At 71.0% G+C, this 18115-nt stretch carries 16 protein-coding genes and 1 other RNA gene; 10 read left to right on the top strand and 7 right to left on the bottom strand.

What is annotated here, in order from left to right:
• The first annotated feature begins 34 nt into the window (after positions 1 to 34).
• From prfB to ACFE67_RS00330, 6 genes are all read left to right on the top strand, one after another.
• Positions 35 to 1150, top strand: coding sequence for a peptide chain release factor 2 (gene prfB / locus ACFE67_RS00305; RefSeq protein WP_375404872.1), 1116 nt, complete (start codon positions 35 to 37; stop codon positions 1148 to 1150).
• A 139-nt stretch (positions 1151 to 1289) separates the two neighbouring features.
• Entirely contained in the window at positions 1290 to 2489 is a 1200-nt protein-coding gene (ftsE, locus tag ACFE67_RS00310; RefSeq protein ID WP_375404873.1) for a cell division ATP-binding protein FtsE, read from the top strand.
• Entirely contained in the window at positions 2486 to 3397 is a 912-nt protein-coding gene (gene ftsX / locus ACFE67_RS00315; protein ID WP_375404874.1) for a permease-like cell division protein FtsX, read from the top strand. Before ftsE ends, ftsX begins: the two co-directional genes overlap by 4 nt.
• Before the next feature lie 77 nt (positions 3398 to 3474).
• Positions 3475 to 3951, top strand: coding sequence for an SsrA-binding protein SmpB (gene smpB, locus ACFE67_RS00320; RefSeq protein WP_375404875.1), 477 nt, complete (start codon positions 3475 to 3477; stop codon positions 3949 to 3951).
• Between the two features lie 137 nt (positions 3952 to 4088).
• Positions 4089 to 4461, top strand: a transfer-messenger RNA (tmRNA) gene (gene ssrA, locus ACFE67_RS00325).
• 42 nt (positions 4462 to 4503) lie between these two features.
• Positions 4504 to 5058 carry an AAA family ATPase gene (locus ACFE67_RS00330; protein ID WP_375404876.1) on the top strand — a complete coding sequence of 185 codons (555 nt, stop codon included), beginning with the start codon at positions 4504 to 4506 and terminating at the stop codon, positions 5056 to 5058.
• 10 nt (positions 5059 to 5068) lie between these two features.
• Here ACFE67_RS00330 and ACFE67_RS00335 read toward each other — a convergent pair whose 3' ends face one another.
• The 6 genes from ACFE67_RS00335 to aroA all read right to left on the bottom strand — a co-directional run bounded on the left by ACFE67_RS00335 (position 5069) and on the right by aroA (position 10656).
• Positions 5069 to 6244 carry an alcohol dehydrogenase catalytic domain-containing protein gene (locus ACFE67_RS00335; protein ID WP_375404877.1) on the bottom strand — a complete coding sequence of 392 codons (1176 nt, stop codon included), beginning with the start codon at positions 6242 to 6244 and terminating at the stop codon, positions 5069 to 5071.
• Between the two features lie 52 nt (positions 6245 to 6296).
• Entirely contained in the window at positions 6297 to 6887 is a 591-nt protein-coding gene (locus ACFE67_RS00340; protein ID WP_375404878.1) for a methylated-DNA--[protein]-cysteine S-methyltransferase, read from the bottom strand.
• Entirely contained in the window at positions 6884 to 7348 is a 465-nt protein-coding gene (locus ACFE67_RS00345) for an RNA polymerase sigma factor (protein WP_375404879.1), read from the bottom strand. The genes ACFE67_RS00340 and ACFE67_RS00345 overlap by 4 nt, the downstream gene beginning before the upstream one ends.
• Positions 7349 to 7354: 6 nt before the next feature.
• Entirely contained in the window at positions 7355 to 8170 is an 816-nt protein-coding gene (locus tag ACFE67_RS00350; RefSeq protein WP_375404880.1) for an inositol monophosphatase family protein, read from the bottom strand.
• A gap of 99 nt (positions 8171 to 8269) precedes the next feature.
• Positions 8270 to 9349, bottom strand: a complete 1080-nt coding sequence (rsgA, locus tag ACFE67_RS00355) for a ribosome small subunit-dependent GTPase A (RefSeq protein WP_375404881.1) — start codon at positions 9347 to 9349, stop codon at positions 8270 to 8272.
• Positions 9346 to 10656 (bottom strand): 3-phosphoshikimate 1-carboxyvinyltransferase, encoded by a 1311-nt coding sequence (gene aroA, locus ACFE67_RS00360; RefSeq protein ID WP_375404882.1) that lies wholly within the window; start codon positions 10654 to 10656, stop codon positions 9346 to 9348. The genes rsgA and aroA overlap by 4 nt, the downstream gene beginning before the upstream one ends.
• 128 nt (positions 10657 to 10784) lie before the next feature.
• On the opposite strand from aroA, the gene ACFE67_RS00365 reads away from it, so the two are divergent.
• Both ACFE67_RS00365 and ACFE67_RS00370 read left to right on the top strand, forming a co-directional pair.
• The gene (locus tag ACFE67_RS00365; protein ID WP_375404883.1) at positions 10785 to 11540 is read left to right on the top strand and encodes a sigma-70 family RNA polymerase sigma factor; all 756 of its coding nucleotides are present in this window, start codon (positions 10785 to 10787) and stop codon (positions 11538 to 11540) included.
• Positions 11541 to 11545: 5 nt separating this feature from the next.
• On the top strand, positions 11546 to 11785 hold the full coding sequence (locus ACFE67_RS00370; RefSeq protein ID WP_375404884.1) for a zf-HC2 domain-containing protein: 240 nt from the start codon (positions 11546 to 11548) through the stop codon (positions 11783 to 11785).
• A gap of 14 nt (positions 11786 to 11799) precedes the next feature.
• Here ACFE67_RS00370 and ACFE67_RS00375 read toward each other — a convergent pair whose 3' ends face one another.
• Positions 11800 to 15609: a multifunctional oxoglutarate decarboxylase/oxoglutarate dehydrogenase thiamine pyrophosphate-binding subunit/dihydrolipoyllysine-residue succinyltransferase subunit gene (locus ACFE67_RS00375; RefSeq protein ID WP_375404885.1), complete on the bottom strand. Its 3810-nt coding sequence runs from the start codon at positions 15607 to 15609 to the stop codon at positions 11800 to 11802.
• A 180-nt stretch (positions 15610 to 15789) separates the two neighbouring features.
• Here ACFE67_RS00375 and ACFE67_RS00380 point away from each other — a divergent pair, with 180 nt between their 5' ends.
• Both ACFE67_RS00380 and ACFE67_RS00385 read left to right on the top strand, forming a co-directional pair.
• Positions 15790 to 17133 carry a hemolysin family protein gene (locus ACFE67_RS00380; protein ID WP_375404886.1) on the top strand — a complete coding sequence of 448 codons (1344 nt, stop codon included), beginning with the start codon at positions 15790 to 15792 and terminating at the stop codon, positions 17131 to 17133.
• A partial coding sequence (locus ACFE67_RS00385; RefSeq protein ID WP_375404887.1) for a hemolysin family protein occupies positions 17130 to 18115 on the top strand: 986 nt, incomplete at its 3' end. The genes ACFE67_RS00380 and ACFE67_RS00385, both read left to right, overlap by 4 nt.

The following is an 18115-nucleotide window of genomic DNA, read 5'->3' on the forward strand; positions in this document are numbered from 1 at the left end:
GCTTCCGCGCGTCCGCCGAGTACGCTGTCGGCCCGTGCAACTCGACGTCGGCCCCCGCATCGCGGCCCTCCGCTCCACCCTCGGCGACGTGGTCGCGGTGGTGGACGTGGACGCGCTCCGCACTCGCATCGTCGAACTCGAGGCGCAGGCATCCGCCCCCGACCTCTGGGACGACACGGACGCCGCGCAGAAGGTGACGAGCGAGCTCAGCCATGCGCAGTCGGACCTCGCGCGCGTCATCGGGGTCGAGGCCAGGCTCGACGACCTCGAGGTGCTGGCCGAGCTCGTCGACGCGGAGACGGACGAAGAGCAGGCCGCCGAGTCCGCCACGGAGGTGGAGGCCGAGCTCAAGGCGGTCGAGCGGACCGTCGGCGAGCTCGAGGTGCAGACGCTGCTGAACGGCGAGTACGACCCGCTGCCGGCGGTCGTCACCATCCGCGCCGGCGCCGGCGGTGTCGACGCCGCGGATTTCGCCGAGATGCTGATGCGGATGTACCTGCGCTGGGCGGAGCAGCACGGGTTCACGGCCACGGTCATGGACACCTCCTACGCGGAGGAGGCGGGCATCAAGTCCGCGACCTTCGAGATCGACGCCCCGTACGCGTTCGGCAACCTCTCCGTGGAGGCGGGGACGCACCGCCTCGTGCGGATGAGCCCGTTCAACTCCGCGGGCAAGCGGCAGACCAGCTTCGCGGCGGTCGAGGTGATCCCGCTGCTCGAGGAGAGCGGCGAGATCGAGGTGCCGGAGAGCGACATCCGCGTCGACGTGTTCCGCTCCTCCGGTCCCGGCGGGCAGAGCGTCAACACGACCGACTCCGCCGTCCGCATCACCCACCTGCCGACCGGTCTCGTCGTCTCGATGCAGAACGAGAAGAGCCAGATCCAGAACCGGGCGGCCGCGATGCGGGTGCTGCAGTCCCGCCTCCTGATCCAGAAGCGGGAGGAGGAGGCGGCGAAGAAGAAGGAGCTCGCCGGGGTCATCACCGCGAGCTGGGGCGATCAGATCCGCAATTACGTGCTCGCGCCGTACCAGATGGTCAAGGATCTGCGCAGCGAGCACGAGGAGGGCAACCCCTCGAGCGTGTTCGACGGCGCGCTCGACGGCTTCCTGTCGGCCGGCATCCGCTGGCGGAAGCGGAGCACGGCCTGACCCGGATCGGTCCGCGCGGGCGGGCTCCGGCGGGTTCCTCCGACGTCGCAGGGACGCCGCTGCGGAACATGAACGTCGGCGATGGACTTCGCCTGTCGGAGCCGGGGCTGCGAGTCGGGCACCTATGGTGGCTGCCGTCATGATCCGATTCGAGTCCGTCACCAAGCGATACCGGGGCGCCCCGCGCCCCGCGCTGGACGATGTGACGCTCGAGATCGGCGCCGGAGAGTTCATCTTCCTGGTGGGTGCGTCGGGCAGCGGCAAGTCGAGCCTGCTGCGCCTGATGCTGCGGGAGGAGAAGCCGACGTCCGGCGAGATCCACGTGCTGGGCCAGCGCCTCACCTCCATCTCCACCCGCAAGGTGCCGTACTTCCGGCGCAGTCTCGGCGTGGTCTTCCAGGACTTCCGGCTGCTGCCGAACAAGACGGTCTACGACAACGTCGCGTTCACCCTGCAGGTCATCGGCAAGTCCAAGGGCTTCATCCAGACCACCGTGCCGGACGTGCTCGAGACGGTCGGGCTCGCGGAGAAGTCGGCGAACTTCCCGAACGAGCTCTCCGGAGGCGAGCAGCAGCGCGTCGCGATCGCGCGCGCCGTCGTGAACAGGCCGTCGATCGTGCTCGCCGACGAGCCCACCGGCAACCTCGACCCCCGCACCAGCGAGGGCATCATGCAGGTGCTCGAGCGCATCAACCAGCAGGGCACCACCGTCGTGATGGCGACCCACGATGTCACCATCGTCGACCGGGCGCAGAAGCGCGTCGTCGAGCTGGTGCAGGGCAGGATCATCCGCGACGAGCACGAGGCGACCTACGTCACCAGCTCGATCAAGCTGCCGAAGCTGTCGACCGCGGCGACGCCGGTGCAGCGCGACGGCGCGGTGCCGCTCTGGGCCAGGCGCGGGCAGCAGTCCTCCGCTGCCGCGACCGGTGCGCAGCCCGCCGTCGAGTCCGCACCGGCTCCCGTCGCGCCGCCCGCTCCTGCCGCTCAGCCCGCTCCGATCTGGGTGCGGGCCGAGACCGGCCCGGTGCTGCTGCCCGGCGAGCACGCGCCATGGCGGGCCGCTCCCGTCGCGCCGCCCGCCGAGCAGCCGGACGCCGACGGCCGCTCCCTGTTCTTCGCCGCGCCGGTCGCCGCGCAGCACGCCGGGACGGGCGCCGTGCCGATCGCGCAGACCGAGCCTGGCCTGACCGACGAGGATCTCGCCGCCACGGGGGACGGCGACCTCCGCGGTGTCGCGCGGCACCGCGACCAGCTGCCCGATCACCTCGACTTCATCACCGGGCTCGGCCTGCGCGGCAGGACGGGTCACGACGACGAGGTGGGGCCGTCCTCATGAGGCTGGGTCTGGTGCTGAGCGAGGCCGGCAGCGGCCTCCGCCGCAACTTCTCGATGGTCGTCTCGATCGTGCTCGTCACCTTCGTGTCGCTCACCTTCGTCGGCGTCGCGGCGCTGATGCAGCTGCAGATCGGCCAGATGAAGGGCTTCTGGTACGACAAGGCGCAGGTCGCGGTCTACCTCTGCAATGACGCGGTGCAGAACTCGAACTGCCCGAGTGCCGCGACGACGGACGAGATCGCGGCTGTGAAGACGGCGCTCTCCAGCGCCCCGGTGAAGACCTTCGTGAAGTCGTTCCGCTTCGAGGACCACCAGCTCGCCTACACGAACTTCAAGAAGCAGTTCAAAGGCAATCCGGTCGCCGATTACGTGACGCCGGACATCCTGAACGAGGCGTTCTGGGTGAATCTCAACGATCCGAACCAGTCTGCGGTGATCTCCGAGGCGATCAGCGGCATGCCCGGGGTCGACGCGGTCACCGACCAGCGACGGCTGCTGGACCAGATCTTCGCGGTGCTGAACACCGCCTCCATCACCGCTGCGACCATCGCGGCGCTGATGCTCGTCGCCGCGGCGCTGCTCATCTCGACGACGATCCGGCTCTCCGCGTTCTCTCGACGGCGGGAGATCGGCATCATGCGGCTGGTCGGCGCCTCGAACCGGTTCATCCAGACGCCGTTCATCCTGGAGGGCGTGTTGGCGTCGCTCATCGGATCGGTGCTCGCCGCCGCCGCGACGATCGGGATCGTGCAGTTCTTCATCCAGGGCTACCTGCAGACGGCGCAGCGCGACATCAACTTCGTGACGATCTCGGAGGCGATCGTCGTCGTCCCGATCCTGATCGGCGCCGGGGTCGTGCTCGCCGCGGTCTCCGCGAACGTCGCGATCAGTCGCTACCTCCGGGTGTAGGCGGTATCTGCGGGTCTGAGCGGCGGTAGGCTGACGGGCTGCGAATCGCAGGTCGAACGGTCTTCAGGAGGTGTCGCATGCCCAGGGAGCAGGGTCGCAAGGTCGTCGCCACGAATCGTCGCGCGCGCCACGACTACACCATCGAGGACACGTACGAGGCCGGCCTCGTGCTGACTGGCACCGAGGTGAAGTCGCTGCGGCAGGGCCGTGCCTCCCTCGTCGACGGCTACGCCTACATCGACAACGGGCAGGCGTACCTCGACTCGGTGCACATCCCGGAGTACAACCAGGGCACCTGGACGAACCACCCGCCGCGGCGGACCAGGAAGCTGCTGCTGCACAAGCAGCAGATCCTGAAGCTGTACTCCGAGGTGCGGGAGGGCGGCTACACGCTCGTGCCGCTGTCGCTGTACTTCTCGGACGGGAACGCGAAGGTCGAGCTCGCGCTCGCGAAGGGCAAGCGCGAGTACGACAAGCGGCAGACGCTCCGCGAGCGGCAGGACAACCGCGAGGCCCAGCGCGCGATGTCGTCGCGGCGGCACCTCGGCGAGTGAAGGTCGCGCACTGCGACCCTTCGCACCCGACACGACCGATCGGATCGGAACACGACGTCGGCGGTCGTGGTTACACTCGTCGAGCCCCGAGAGGGGTGACAACTCCACAGTGCGACAGTGGCTTCGTGTTTCCGCCAGGGGATGATCGGTTTCGACATTGCCTGTTCAACGACGGAAAGCGGGCCGAGGATGCGTGCTTATCTCGTTAACGACGCACGCAAACAACAGGTGCCAGTAAGTCTCGCACCGCGTTCACGCTCGCTGCCTAAGCCAGTGTGACGCCGTCGGCCCGGGTGTCGCCTCCGACCCGGTAGCCGGCGTCAGCTAGGGGGCTTGCTGCGGATGCTCCGCCTTGGGGCACCGTGGGACTTCAACCAGGGCTGGGCCTGTCGATCGCAGTCCGTCTGCGGTAAGGATCGGGGCCGAGTAGAACGACACACGCAGACTGCGCCCGGAGAAAACGTGGTTCCACAGCAGTGGACGGGGGTTCGATTCCCCCCATCTCCACGAATCGCCGAGTCACTGTCGCACTGCAGGAGCAGGATCCGCACTATGACGGTCCTCATCGTGCTGTCCGGTCCTCCGGGCGTCGGCAAATCCAGCGCGGGCGACGCGCTTGCAGCGGTCCACCCGGCTGCGCGGCTGTCCATCGACGACGTCGAGGAGGCGATGCGCGCCTCCGGCATCGCGTTCGCCGACACCGGCGTCGCCGCCTACGAGGTCGTCCGCGCCGCCGCGGAGCAGAACCTCGCGATCGGGCAGGACGTGATCGTAGATGCGGTGAACGACTCCGCGCCGGCACGCGAGACCTGGTCCCGAGCGGCGCATGCGACCGGCGCCCGATTGCTGATGGCGGTGCTCGCGATCGCCGACCCCGAATTGCACCGCGCACGGCTGGAGGGGAGGACGAGGCCGTTCTCCCGCATCCCCGAGCCGGAGTGGCCAGCGGTGCAGGCGCTGATCCGTCAGACCGAGCCGTGGGGCCCAGAGGTGCTGCGCCTCGACGCCACCCGCACCCCGGCCGACCTCGCGACCTCCCTGCTCGCCGAGCTCGACGTGCTCACGCCTGGTGCCGCCCGACCCGCTGCCGGGCGGCACGAAGCGTGAGCGACGTCGGTTACGGGTGGAGAACCACCTTGATGCAGCCGTCCTTCTTGTCGCGGAAGGTCTCGTACATCTCGGGCGCCGCGTTCAGCCCGACCTCGTGGGTGACGAGGTCCATGGTGCCAAGCGGGTCGGTGTCGTCCTCGACCAGGGGCAGCAGGTCGCCGAGCCAGCGCTGCACGTTGCACTGGCCCATCCGGATGCTGACCTGCTTGTCGAAGAGCGTCATCAGCGGCGTCGGGTCCGCCGTCCCGACGTAGACGCCGGACAGAGAGACCGTCCCGCCTCGGCGGACCGCGTCGTAGGCGGTGTTCAGCGCGACGAGCTTGTCGACGCCGACCGTGGTCATGGCCGCCTGCGCGATCGGATCGGGCAGCAGGCCGACCGCCTTCTGCACGAGGCCGACCGCGCCCTGGCCGTGCGACTCCATGCCGACCGCGTCGACGATGCCGTCCGGTCCGCGGCCGTCTGTGGCGTCCTTCAGCTTCGCGACGACGTCGCCGTCGATGTCGAACACCTCCGCGCCCCACTTCGCCGCGAGCGCGCGGCGCTCGGGCACCGGGTCCGTCGCGACGACGCGGTAGCCGAGGTACCGGCCGATCCGGGCGGCGAACTGGCCGACCGGGCCGAGCCCGAGCACGCCGAGCGTCCCGCCCTCCGGTACCGCCGCGTACTGCACGCCCTGCCATGCCGTCGGGAGGATGTCGGACAGGAAGAGGTAGCGCAGGTCGGGCAGGTCCGTGCCGATCACCGTCGCGTTGAAGTCCGCGAGCGGCACCCGCAGCCGCTCGGCCTGGCCGCCGGGGATCTCGCCGTAGAGCTCGGTGTAGCCGTAGAGCGCCGCAGCGGTCCCGTGCTCGTGCACCTGCGTCGTCTCGCACTGGGAGTGGAGCCCGCGGTCGCACATGAAGCAGGCGCCGCACGCGATCACGAAGGGGATGACCACCCGGTCGCCGACCTTGACCCGGTTCACGCCGGCGCCGACCTCCTCCACGATGCCCATCGTCTCGTGGCCCAGCACGTCCCCCTTGTTCAGGAACGGGCCGAACAGGTCGAAGAGGTGGATGTCGGAGCCGCAGATCGCGGCGGAGGTGACACGGATGATCGCGTCGGTCGGCTTCAGGATCGTCGGATCCGGTACCTCCTCCACCGAGACGGTCGTGGTGGCCTGCCAGGTGAGTGCGCGCATGCCGACATCACAGCGGTCGCGTCTGGACGCGAGACCGGCGTCCGCTGTGTGCTCAGCCCGGGAGCGAGCCGGTCGATTCGAGGGCGAGGAGGCGGACCTTCGTCTCCGGGCCGCCGAGGTAGGCGCCGACCGTGCCGTCGGAGCGGGTGACCCGGTGGCACGGGATCACGAGCGGCAGCGGGTTCGTCGCGCAGGCCGTGCCGACCGCGCGGACCGCGTTCGGAGAGGACGTCCGCGCCGCGAGCGCCGCGTAGCTGACGCGCTCGCCGTAGGGGACGGCGCGGAGGCGGCCCAGTACCTCCAGCCGGAACCCCCGGGCGAGACGGGTGTCGACCGGCAGTCCGAAGGCGTCGTGCGCGCCGGCGAAGTAGGCGTCGAACCAGCGGGCGGCGTCGTCCAGCCGCGCGGGCGTGCGGAGGATCCGGGGTCCGATCCGATCCGCGAGGGACTGCAGCACCGCCTCCAGCCCCTCCCGCTCGAACGCGACGCGCGCGACCCCGACCTCGGTGGCCGCGATCAGCAGCGTGCCGACGGGGGAGTCGACGGTCCGGTAGTGCACGTCGAGCTCCGTCGCTCGGGACTCGAGCCGTTCGTGGAGGCGGGTCAGCAGGGCCGGGTCGGTCGGGGGCGTGAGCAGGGTCATCGGTCCTCCAGGACGAGCAGCGTGCGGAGCGTGCGGATGCCGTCGGAGCCGGCCTTCCTCGCGGCGGCCGGGGTGGTCCCGGTGACGAGCGCGACCTCGTCGAACGGCAGGCCGGCGAGGTGATGGTGGACGACCGCGGCGCGCTGACCGTCCGGCAGGCGTGCCAGTGCCGCCCAGAGGTCGAGATCGCGTCCGCGCTCGGGGACCGGGGAGTCGGGCACGCCCTCCTCCGGGATCACGATGCGGGCGGAGGCGCGCAGCACGTCGAGCGCCTTCCGGTGCGCGATCGTCGCGAGCCAGCCGCGCACCCGGTCGCCCTCGAAGCGGTCCCAGGCGTGCAACGCGGCGAGGAACGTCTCGCTCCACGCGTCCTCCGCGTCGTGCTCTGGCAGCAGGCCGCGGCAGACGCGCCAGACGACGTCGCCGTGCTCGGCGACGATCCGCTCGAAGGGTTCCCTCACATCAGGTCAACGGGCGGAGGGGGGCAGATGTGAGGAGAGGATCTGCAGCACCTCGTCGTGCACGAGCGCGTTCGTCGCGAGGGCGGTGCCGCTCCAGGGTCCGGCCGTCCCGTCGAGGGCGGTGAAGCGCCCGCCCGCCTCCGTGACGATCGGGATCAGCGCCGCGATGTCGTAGACCTTCAGGTCGTGCTCGCCCGCCATGTCGAGCTGCCCCTCCGCGACGAGCATGTAGGCCCAGAAGTCGCCGAGCGCCCGCGCCCGCCACGACGCTCGGGTGAGTGCCAGCAGCGGGTCCAGCCAGCCGGCGTCGTCCCAGCCCTGGATCGCGTTGTAGCTGATGAACGCGTCCTCGAGACGCCGGACGCCGGACACCTCGATCGCCTCCGGCTCGCCCGCCGGCAGCGCCGCGGCCCACGCGCCCTGCCCGATCGCACCCCACCACCGGCGGCCGAGTGCGGGCGCGGAGGCGACACCGATCACGGGCTCCCCGTCGATCGCGAGCGCGATCAGCGAGCCCCAGACGCTCTGGCCGCGGAGGAAGTTCGTGGTGCCGTCGATCGGGTCGACGATCCACTGCCGGCCGTCGGCGCGCTCGCCGCCGTACTCCTCGCCGAGGATCGCGTCGTCCGGCCGCTCGGTGGCCAGGATGTCGCGGATCGCGCGCTCCACCGCCTGGTCCCCGTCGGTGACGGGCGTCCGATCCGGTTTCGTCTCGACCGCCAGATCCGCGGCGCGGAACCGAGCGCTGCTCTGCACGTCGGCGGCGTCCGCGAGGCGGAGCGCGAGGGCGAGGTCGTCGGCGAGGTCCAGCACGAGCTTCATCTTTCAGGAGTTCTGGCGCGGGTGCCGCGGCCCTGCGCGCCGTCTCCGCCCGACTCTTCGTTTTGTAGGCAGGTTCTGCCTACAAAACGGAGAGTCCGGTCAGGCCTCGTCGGCGCCGATGATCCGGCCGCCCTGGGCGTCGAGCAGCTTCTGGAGGGATTCCAGGCGGCGCTTGCCCGCCTCGCCGAGCTCGCCCGCGGCGACGCGGTCGACGATCTCCCAGTCGTGCGCGTCGGCGAGCCGGATGCCGCCCGGCGGCTCGGCGATCGGATGGGATCGCGCCGCGAACGACCGGAGGATGTTGGCCGGGTCGACGTGCCCGAGCCCGAACGAGCGGATCCCCGGGGTGTCGATGACCCAGCCCGCCGCCGGCAGGCCCGCCGCGCGCTCCTCCTCCGTCGCGTAGAGCCGCAGCGCGACCGAGGAGGAGGAGGTGTGGCGCCCGCGCCCCGTGACCGCGTTCACGTCGCCGACGGCGCGCAGCGCGTCGGGGACGAGCGCGTTGACGAGCGTCGACTTGCCGACGCCGGAGTGCCCGACGGCGACGGTCGTGTGGCCGAGCAGCGCTGCCCGGATCTCGTCGAGCCCGGAGCCCAACGCCGTGGTCAGGATCGCGAGGTCGATCGGCGCGAACTCGGCGATCAGCGCGGCCGGGTCGGCGAGGTCGGTCTTCGTGATCAGCAGGATCGGCGCGATGTCCGCGTCGAACGCCGCCACGAGGTACCGGTCGATGAGCGCCGGCCGCGGCTCCGGGTTCGCGGCCGCGACGACGGTGAGCAGCTGGTCCGCGTTCGCGACGATGACCCGCTCGACCTCGTCGGTGTCGTCCGCGCTGCGCCGCAGCACCGTCTCGCGCGGCGTGATCCGCACGATGCGGGCGAGGGAGCCCGTCTCGCCGGTCAGGTCGCCGACGATGTCGACCCGATCCCCGACGACGACGCCCTCCTTGCCGAGCTCGCGGGCGCGGGTCGCGAGCACGGCGCGCTCGTCGTCGCCGTCCTCGTCGACGAGGACCTGCATCCGGCCGCGGTCCACCGCGAACACGCGGCCCGACACGGCCGCCTCGTGAGCGGGCCGCTGCTTCGTGCGCGCCCTCGTGCCCTTCCGGTTCGGGCGCACCCGGACGTCGGACTCGTCGTAGTCCTCGTACGGCTCGTCCTCCTCCGTCATCCAGCTCACGGGAGCATCCGCGTCCACAGCTCGACGAACCCGGGCAGGGTCTTCGCCGTCGTCGCGACGTCCTCGACCGCCAGCCCCGGCGTCGCGAGCCCGAGCAGCGCACCCGTCGTCGCCATGCGGTGATCGGCGTAGCTCCGCCAGGGCCGATCGCCGGCACCAGGACGCCCGCCGTGCACGACGAGCCCGTCCTCCGTCTCCTCCGCCGCGATCCCGACCGCGCCGAGCTCGCTCACGAGGGCGGCCAGGCGGTCGGTCTCGTGACCTCGGAGGTGGCCGATGCCGGTGAACGTGGAGGTGCCGCCCGCGAACGCGGCGAGCCCCACGAGCGTCGGCGCGAGCTCGCCGCCCTCGCCGAGGTCGAGATCGACCGGGTGGAGCGGGCCGGCCGCGACACCCCGCCCGGCGACGGTCAGCGTGCCGCGGCGCAGCTCGACCTCTCCGCCGAACGCGGCCAGCCACGCCCGGAGGCGGTCGCCCACCTGCGTCGTCTGCTCGGGCCAGTCGGGCACGCTCACCCGCCCGCCTGCCACCAGCGCGGCCGCGAGGAACGGTGCCGCGTTGGAGAGGTCCGGCTCGAGCACGAGGTCGCGGCCCGCGATCGGGTGCGCCGGCACCCGCCACCGGGCGTGCATGTCCGTGACGTCGGCCTCGGCTGCGACCCCGCGACGCACGAGCGCATCGACCGTCATGCCGATGTGGGGGAGCGACGGCAGGCGGGCGCCGAGGTGCTCCACCTCCAACCCGTCGTCGAACCGCGCGCCGGAGAGCAGGAGGCCGGACACGAACTGGCTCGACCCGGACGCGTCGAGCTGCACGGAGCCGCCCTGCACGCCGCCCGCACCGCGGACCGTGAACGGCAGCGCGCCGCGAGCGTCGTCGTCGACCGTCACGCCGAGCGACCGGAGGGACAGGATCGTCGTGGCCATCGGGCGCAGCCGAGCGCGCTCGTCGCCGTCGAACCGCACGTCGCCCTGCGCCAGCGCGGCGACCGGCGGCAGGAACCGCATCAGCGTGCCTGCGAGCCCGACATCGACGGCGGTCCCCCCGGTGAGCGGCGCCGGCGTCACCAGCACCGCGTCGTCGCGCCGCTCGATCCCGACGCCGAGGGCTTCGAGCGCCGCGATCATCAGCTCGGTGTCGCGCGCGATGAGCGCTCCGCGCAGGCGGGACGGGCCGTCGGCGAGTGCGGAGAGCACCAGCTCGCGGTTCGTCATGCTCTTCGAGCCCGGCAGGTGCACCGTCGCCTCGAGCGGTCGCTGCGCGGTCGGCGCCGGCCAGACGTCGGCGGAATAGGTCGCGGGCGCCACAGGTTTCAGCCTAGGTCCGAGCCACGAGTCAGAGAGGGGCAGCCGTGACCGCACCGACCGCCCTGGCCGCCGACCTGCCCACTCGGTCCCGGGGGTCCCGATCACGGGCCCGTCTACACTCCTGCGGCATGTCCTCCCTGCCCGAGCCGGTCCGCCCCGAAGCCGACGAGGTCGAGGCCGAGGTGCAGGCCGACGAGGTGCAGGCCGAGGCGACCGACGACGCCGCGGAGGAGCAGACCACCGCGGAGGAGGAAACCGTCGAGGCAGCCCCGCTCGACCAGGCTCAGCTGCGGGCGCTGTTCGAGGAGCAGGCGCTGCCCTTCCTCGACCAGCTGTACGGCGCCGCGATGCGGATGACTCGCAACCCCGCCGATGCGCAGGATCTGGTGCAGGAGACGTTCGGGAAGGCGTTCGGCGCGTTCCGGTCCTACCAGCAGGGCACGAACCTGAAGGCCTGGCTCTACCGGATTCTGACCAACACCTACATCAACACCTATCGCAAGAAGCAGCGCGACCCCTACAAGTCGAGCACCGACGATCTCGAGGAGTGGCAGCTGGGCGATGCCCAGTCCACGACCTCCACATCGCGCACCTCCCGCTCGGCCGAGGCGGAGGCGATCGACCACCTCCCGGACTCGACGGTCAAGGACGCGCTCCAGTCGATCTCCGAGGACTTCAGGATGGCCGTGTACCTCGCCGACGTCGAGGGGTTCTCCTACCAGGAGATCGCCGACATCATGCACACGCCCGTCGGGACGGTGATGAGCCGCCTCCATCGCGGCCGCCGCCTGCTTCGCGAACGGCTGACCGAGTACGCACAGGAACGCGGGATCGCGATGGGCGCAGTGTCGCGTCGCACCACCCCCGCCGGAAAAGGGGTCTGAGACCGATGACGGACTGCGGCTGCGCGAAGGCCAAGCAGGATCTCGAGGAGTACCTGCACCACGAACTGGACCCCTCCGAGTACGTGGACATCGCCGAGCACCTGGCGACGTGCAGGGACTGCTCAGACGAGGCGCACATCGGCATGGTGCTGACAGAAGCCGTGCAGCGGGCCTGCAAGGACGCCGCGCCGGAGGAGCTGCGCCTTCAGGTGATCACGAGCCTCCGACTCGCGATCACCCACTGACCACCGGTCGGGACTCAGCGCTGGAAGACGCGCTCGACCAGATCGGCCTGCTCCGCCTGGTGCCGCTTCGCCGAGCCGGCCGCCGGTGAGGCGGTCGACGGGCGGGAGACCACGCGCACGTCCCGGCCGTCGGTGGACCGGCCGCGCAGCATCTCGAGCTGCACGAACGGGGCCGCTCCCTGGTTCAGCGGCTCGTCCTGGGCCCAGACGACCTCGGCGGTCGGGTACCGCCCGAGCACCTCGGCGATCTCGGCCCGCGGCACCGGGTAGTACTGCTCCACCCGCACGAGCGCGGTCGTCAGATCGTTCCGCTTGTCCGCCTCCGCCAGCAGGTCGTAGTGGATCTTGCCGGCGTGCAGCACGACCCGGGTCACCGCCGACGGGTCCTCGATGCGGACGTCGTCGATCACGGGCCGGAACGAGCCCTCGGTGAAGTCCTCCACGGCGCTCGTCGCGCTGCGCAGCCGCAGCATCGACTTCGGCGTGAAGACGATCAGCGGGCGACGCGGCCGGGCGACGGCCTGGCGGCGCAGGAGGTGGAAGTAGGACGCGGGTGTCGACGGCTGCGCGATCGTCATGTTGTCCTGCGCGGCGAGCTGCAGGAAGCGCTCGATCCGCGCCGACGAGTGGTCGGGGCCCTGCCCGTCGAAGCCGTGGGGCAGCAGCAGCACGACGCTCGAGCGCTGACCCCACTTCTGCTCCGACGCGGAGATGTACTCGTCGATGATGATCTGCGCGCCGTTGACGAAGTCGCCGAACTGCGCCTCCCACGCCACGAGCACCTCGGGACGCTCGACGGAGTACCCGTACTCGAACCCGAGCGCCGCGTACTCGCTGAGCAGGGAGTCGTAGATCCAGAGCTTCGCCTGCTCGTCGTCGAGGTGCGCCAGCGGTGTCCACTCCGCACCGGTCTCCCGGTCGTGCAGCACCGCGTGGCGCTGCACGAACGTGCCGCGGCCCGAGTCCTGGCCGGCGAGGCGCACGGGGGTGCCGTCGAGCAGCAGCGTCCCGAACGCGAGCAGCTCACCCCAGGCCCAGTCGATTCCGCCCGTGCGGGTCATCTCGGCGCGCTTCGCGAGCAGCGGCTGCAGCTTCGGGTGGACCGTGAAGCCCTCCGGCGGGTTCGCGAACCGGTCGCCGATGCGCTGCAGCACCGCGGCGTCGACGGGACGCTGCTCCGGGCTGCCCTCGTCGCGCTGCGCGGACGGCATCTCGAGGTCGGCGACCTGGTCGGAGTCCGCGTCCGGCTCGGGCGCGATCACCGGGACGCTCGAGGTCTGCGCCTCGTGGGTCTCGAGGAACGCCTGCTCGAGGCGGGACTGGAAGTCGCGGTGCGCCTCGTCGTACAGCTCCTGCGTGATGTCGCCGCGGCCGACGAGCGCCTCCGTGTACAGCTTCCGGACGCTGCGCTTCGCCTCGACCAGGTTGTACATCACCGGCTGCGTCATCGATGGGTCGTCGCCCTCGTTGTGCCCGCGGCGGCGGTAGGTGACGAGGTCGACGACGACATCGCGGTGGAAGCGCTGCCGGTACGCGAATGCCAGCTCGGCGACCCGGGCGACCGCCTCAGGGTCGTCGCCGTTCACGTGGAAGATCGGCGCCTGGATCGTCTTCGCGACGTCGGTCGCGTAGATCGAGCTGCGGCCGTCGGACGGCGGCGTGGTGAACCCGATCTGGTTGTTCACGACGATGTGCACCGTGCCGCCCGTGCGGTACGCCCGCAGCTGCGACATCTGCAGCGTCTCGACGACGATGCCCTGACCGGCCATCGCCGCGTCGCCGTGGATCAGGATCGGCAGCACGCGATACGTCGCGATCGGGTCGCGGTCCTGCTTCGCGCGCACGATGCCCTCGAGCACGCCGTCGACGGTCTCGAGGTGAGACGGGTTCGCCGCGAGGGTCACGGGCAGCGTGTGGCCGACGGCCGACACGTACTCGCCCTCGGTGCCGAGGTGATACTTCACGTCGCCGGAGCCCTGCACGAGCTTCGGGTCCTGCGTCCCCTCGAACTCGCGGAAGATCTGGCCGTAGGTCTTGCCGCAGATGTTCGTGAGCACGTTGAGGCGCCCGCGGTGCGCCATGCCGATCGCGGCGGAGTCGAGCGCGTCCTCCTCCGTCGCCCGCTGCAGCACGGTGTCGAGCAGCGAGATCAGGCTCTCGGAGCCCTCCAGGCTGAACCGCTTCTGCCCGACGTACTTCGTCTGCAGGAAGGTCTCGAACGCCTCCGCCTGGTTCAGCTTGCCCAGGATGCGCATCTGCTCGGAGTGCGTCGGCTTCGCGTAGGGACGCTCGAGCGCCTCCTGGAACCAGGTCCGTTGATCGCGGTCCTGGATGTGCATGTACTCGATGCCGACGGTGCGGCAGTAGCTGTCGCGCAGCTGCCCGAGCACGTCGCGGAGGTGCATGGACCGCTTGCCGGCGAATCCGCCGACCACGAAGTCGCGGTCGAGGTCCCAGAAGGTCAGGCCGTGCGTGCGGACGTCGAGATCCGGGTGCATCCGCTGCTGGTAGACGAGCGGATCGGTGTCGGCGAGCAGGTGGCCGCGGACCCGGTAGGCGTTGATCAGCTCCTGCACCCGCGACGTCTTCGACACGTGGTCGGCGAGGTCGACGTTGATGTCCTGCGCCCAGTGGATCGGGTCGGAGGGGATCCGCAGCGCGGCGAAGACCTCCTCGTAGAAGTGCTGCTCGCCGATCAGCAGCTGGTGCACGATCCGGAGGAACTCGCCCGACCCGGCGCCCTGGATGACGCGGTGGTCGTAGGTGGAGGTGAGCGTGATCGTCTTCGAGATGCCGAGGTCGATCAGCGTCTTCTCGCTCGCGCCCTGGAACTGCGCGGGGTACTCGAGCGCGCCGGCGCCGATGATCGCGCCCTGGCCGACCGTGAGGCGCGGCACGGAGTGCACCGTGCCGATCCCGCCCGGGTTGGTCAGCGAGATGGTGGTGCCGCCGAAGTCGTCGACGGTGAGCTTGTTCGCGCGCGCCTTCGCGACGAGGTCGTCGTAGGCGGCGACGAACTCCGCGAAGTGCATCGTCTCCGCGCGCTTGATCGACGGCACGAGCAGGGCGCGGGTGCCGTCCGGCTTCGGGATGTCGATCGCGAGGCCGAGGTTGATGTGGCCGGGCTGCACGACGGACGGCTTGCCGTCGATCTCCGCGTAGTGCACGTTCTGGCTCGGGAACTCCATCAGCGCCTTGACCAGCGCCCAGCCGATCAGGTGCGTGAAGCTGACCTTGCCGCCGCGAGCGCGGCGGAGGCTGTTGTTGATGACGATCCGGTTGTCGATCATCAGCTTCGCCGGGATCGTGCGGACGCTCGTCGCGGTCGGGATCGACAGCGACAGGTCCATGTTCGTCGCGAGGGCCTTCGCCATCCCGCGCAGCGTCGTGACGGTGTCGTCGTTCGCCGCGCCGGACTGCACCCGCTGGGCGGGCGCGTCGGCGGGGATCGGCCTGGCGGAACCGGGCTTCGTCGACGTCGCCGGGGTCACCTGCGGCGCGGGCTTCGCGGCCGGCGGTGCGGCGGGCGCCTGAGTGACGGGCGCCTGGGCGGCGGGTGCCGGTGCGACCGGAGCGGGGACCGCGGGCGCCTCCCGCGGCGTCGTGTCCTCGGGGAGGTTGCCCGGCGCGTCGCTCCCGGGCGCCTGGACCTCCGGATGCGGGTGGATCACCGCGTCCGAGTCGACGGGGTGGTAGCTCTGCAGCACCGGCCACCAGGACTTGTCGACCGAGTCCTTGTCGGCCATGAAGCGCTCGTAGAGCTCGTCCACCAGCCACTCGTTGGCGCCGAACTCGGTCGCGGCGCCCTCCTCGGTACCCGTCACTTGGTTCGCTACCGATTCTTCGCCCACGTCGTTTCGCTCCCTGCAGTCGCAGGACCGAGGGTACGCCCGCCGTCCATGCGGATGGGTGGGACGGATGCCGCACGCGTCGATGCCGACGGGGCGGCCGGTAGACTCGCCCGCCTGATGGACGATCATTCGCCCTGCCCTCCGGTCCGCTAGATGCTCTGGATCGACCTCCTCCTGCTCGGCCTCGGTGTCGTGCTCACCTTCGGCACGGGTCTCTTCGTCGCGGCCGAGTTCGCGCTCGTCAACCTCGACCGCGCCGACCTGGAGTCGCGGCAGCGCGGCGGCGAGAAGGGCCTCGACCTCACGATCTCGGCCCTGAAGATCACCTCGACGCACCTGTCCAGCGCCCAGCTCGGCATCACGCTGACGACCTTGCTGGCCGGCTACACGTTCGAGCCGGCGCTGTCCGCGTTCATCGACGTGCCGCTGCGAGCGGTCGGGGTGCCGGAGGGGGTGCTCGGCCCGATCGGCGTGATCCTCGGCCTGCTGATCGCGACCGTGATCAGCATGATCCTCGGCGAGCTGCTGCCGAAGAACCTCGCGCTCGCCGGCCCGATGCGGGTCGCGCGGTTCGTGATGCCGTTCCAGACCGGCTTCACGACGGTGTTCCGGCCGGCGGTCCGGGTGCTGAACGGTTCGGCGAACGGCGTCATGCGCGTGATCGGGATCGAGCCGAAGGAGGAGCTGTCGGGTGCGCGGACCGCGCAGGAGCTCTCCTCGCTGGTGCGGCGCAGCGCGCTCGAGGGCGCGCTCGACAGCAAGACCGCGACCCTGCTCGAGCGCACCCTCACCTTCTCCGGCCACACCGCGGCCGACGTGATGACGCCGCGGCCCCGCCTCAGCACCATCGCGCGGTCCGCCTCCGCCGACGACGTGCTGACGATGGCCCGTCGCACCGGCTTCTCGCGGTTCCCCGTCACGGGTGACGACGGGGTCGACGACGTCGTGGGGCTCGTGCACGTGAAGCAGGCGATGGCGGTGCCGCGCGGCAGGCGGGCGGACGTGCCCGTCGGCGCCCTGGAGTCGGAGGCGCTGCGCGTGCCGGAGACCATGACCCTCGACGCCCTGCTCGGCGAGCTGCGCGGGCGCGGCTACCAGATGGCGGTCGTGCTCGACGAGTACGGCGGGACGGCGGGCGTCGCCACGCTGGAGGACTGCGTGGAGGAGCTGGTCGGCGATCTCGTCGACGAGCACGACCGCACCCGCGCCGGTGTGGTGCGCGGCACCGACTCGCTCACGTTCCCCGGCATCCTCCGGCCCGACGAGCTGCGCCGTCAGGCGGGCCTCCGTGTGCCGGAGTCGGGGCTCTACGAGACGGTCGCCGGCTTCGTCGTCAGCGAGCTCGGCCGGCTGCCGAGGGTGGGGGACAGCGTGCGGACCGAGCAGGGGACCCTCGAGGTGCTGCGGCTCGACGGCCGCCGCATCGACCGCCTCCGGTTCCGTGCCGATCCCGAGGCGCCCGCGAACCGCGTCGAGACGTCGGTGGTGACACCGTGAACGACTGGGCGGGTATCGGCTGGCTGATCGTGCTGCTGGCGGTCAACGGGTTCTTCGTGGCGAGCGAGTTCGCCGTCATCTCCGCGCGGCGCTCGCAGATCGAGCCGCTGGCGGAGGACGGGAGGCGTTCCGCGCGCGTCGCGCTCGGCGCCATGGAGCACGCGACCCTGATGCTCTCCACGACGCAGCTGGGCATCACGGTCGCGTCGCTGCTGATCCTGAACGTCAGCGAGCCGGCGATCCACGACCTGCTCGAGGGGCCGCTGCACCTCGCCGGGCTCTCGGCCGAGGCGCTCGAGATCGTCGGGTTCGTGATGACGTTGCTGATCGTCACGTTCCTGCACGTGGTGTTCGGCGAGATGGTGCCGAAGAACGTCGCGTTCTCCGTGCCGGACCGCGCCGTGCTGCTGCTCGCGACCCCGCTGGTGTTCGTGGAGCGCGTGTTCCGGCCGCTGATCTTCGCCCTGAACGGCACGACGAACGCGCTCGTGCGCCTCGTCGGTGTCGAGCCGAAGGACGAGGCGAACAGCTCGTTCACCCTTGACGAGGTCGAGACGATCGTGGCGACCTCGCGGCGCGAGGGCACGCTCGACGACGCCTCCGGGACCCTCACCGCGGCGTTCGAGTTCACGGAGAAGCAGGTCGCCGACGTGACCGTGCCGCTGCGGGAGATCGTCTCCCTGCAGGAGGGTGCGACCCCGGCCGACCTCGAGCGCGCGGTCGCGCAGAGCGGCTTCTCGCGCTACCTGCTGGTCGACGCGGACGGGAACCCGACGGGCTACCTGCACCTGAAGGACGTGCTCGAGCTCGACGACGACGAGGTCGAGGAGCCCATCCCCGCGAAGTTCATCCGCCGGCTGGCGAGCGTCTCGGCCGGCACCGAGCTCGAGGACGCGCTCGCCGTGCTGCGCCGCAGCCGCCAGCACCTGGCGAGGGTGATCGGCGAGGACGGCGAGGTGCGCGGCATCCTGTTCCTCGAGGA

The organism is uncultured Amnibacterium sp. (assembly GCF_964244015.1).
Classification (GTDB): Bacteria; Actinomycetota; Actinomycetes; order Actinomycetales; family Microbacteriaceae; genus Amnibacterium.

Coding starts and splice junctions, on each gene's coding strand:
- ftsE (WP_375404873.1), top strand. CDS start 1,290: ATGATCCGATTCGAGTCCGTCACCAAGCGATACCGGGGCGCCCCGCGC.
- ftsX (WP_375404874.1), top strand. CDS start 2,486: ATGAGGCTGGGTCTGGTGCTGAGCGAGGCCGGCAGCGGCCTCCGCCGC.
- smpB (WP_375404875.1), top strand. CDS start 3,475: ATGCCCAGGGAGCAGGGTCGCAAGGTCGTCGCCACGAATCGTCGCGCG.
- ACFE67_RS00330 (WP_375404876.1), top strand. CDS start 4,504: ATGACGGTCCTCATCGTGCTGTCCGGTCCTCCGGGCGTCGGCAAATCC.
- ACFE67_RS00335 (WP_375404877.1), bottom strand. CDS start 6,244: ATGCGCGCACTCACCTGGCAGGCCACCACGACCGTCTCGGTGGAGGAG.
- ACFE67_RS00340 (WP_375404878.1), bottom strand. CDS start 6,887: ATGACCCTGCTCACGCCCCCGACCGACCCGGCCCTGCTGACCCGCCTC.
- ACFE67_RS00350 (WP_375404880.1), bottom strand. CDS start 8,170: ATGAAGCTCGTGCTGGACCTCGCCGACGACCTCGCCCTCGCGCTCCGC.
- ACFE67_RS00365 (WP_375404883.1), top strand. CDS start 10,785: ATGTCCTCCCTGCCCGAGCCGGTCCGCCCCGAAGCCGACGAGGTCGAG.
- ACFE67_RS00370 (WP_375404884.1), top strand. CDS start 11,546: ATGACGGACTGCGGCTGCGCGAAGGCCAAGCAGGATCTCGAGGAGTAC.
- ACFE67_RS00380 (WP_375404886.1), top strand. CDS start 15,790: ATGCTCTGGATCGACCTCCTCCTGCTCGGCCTCGGTGTCGTGCTCACC.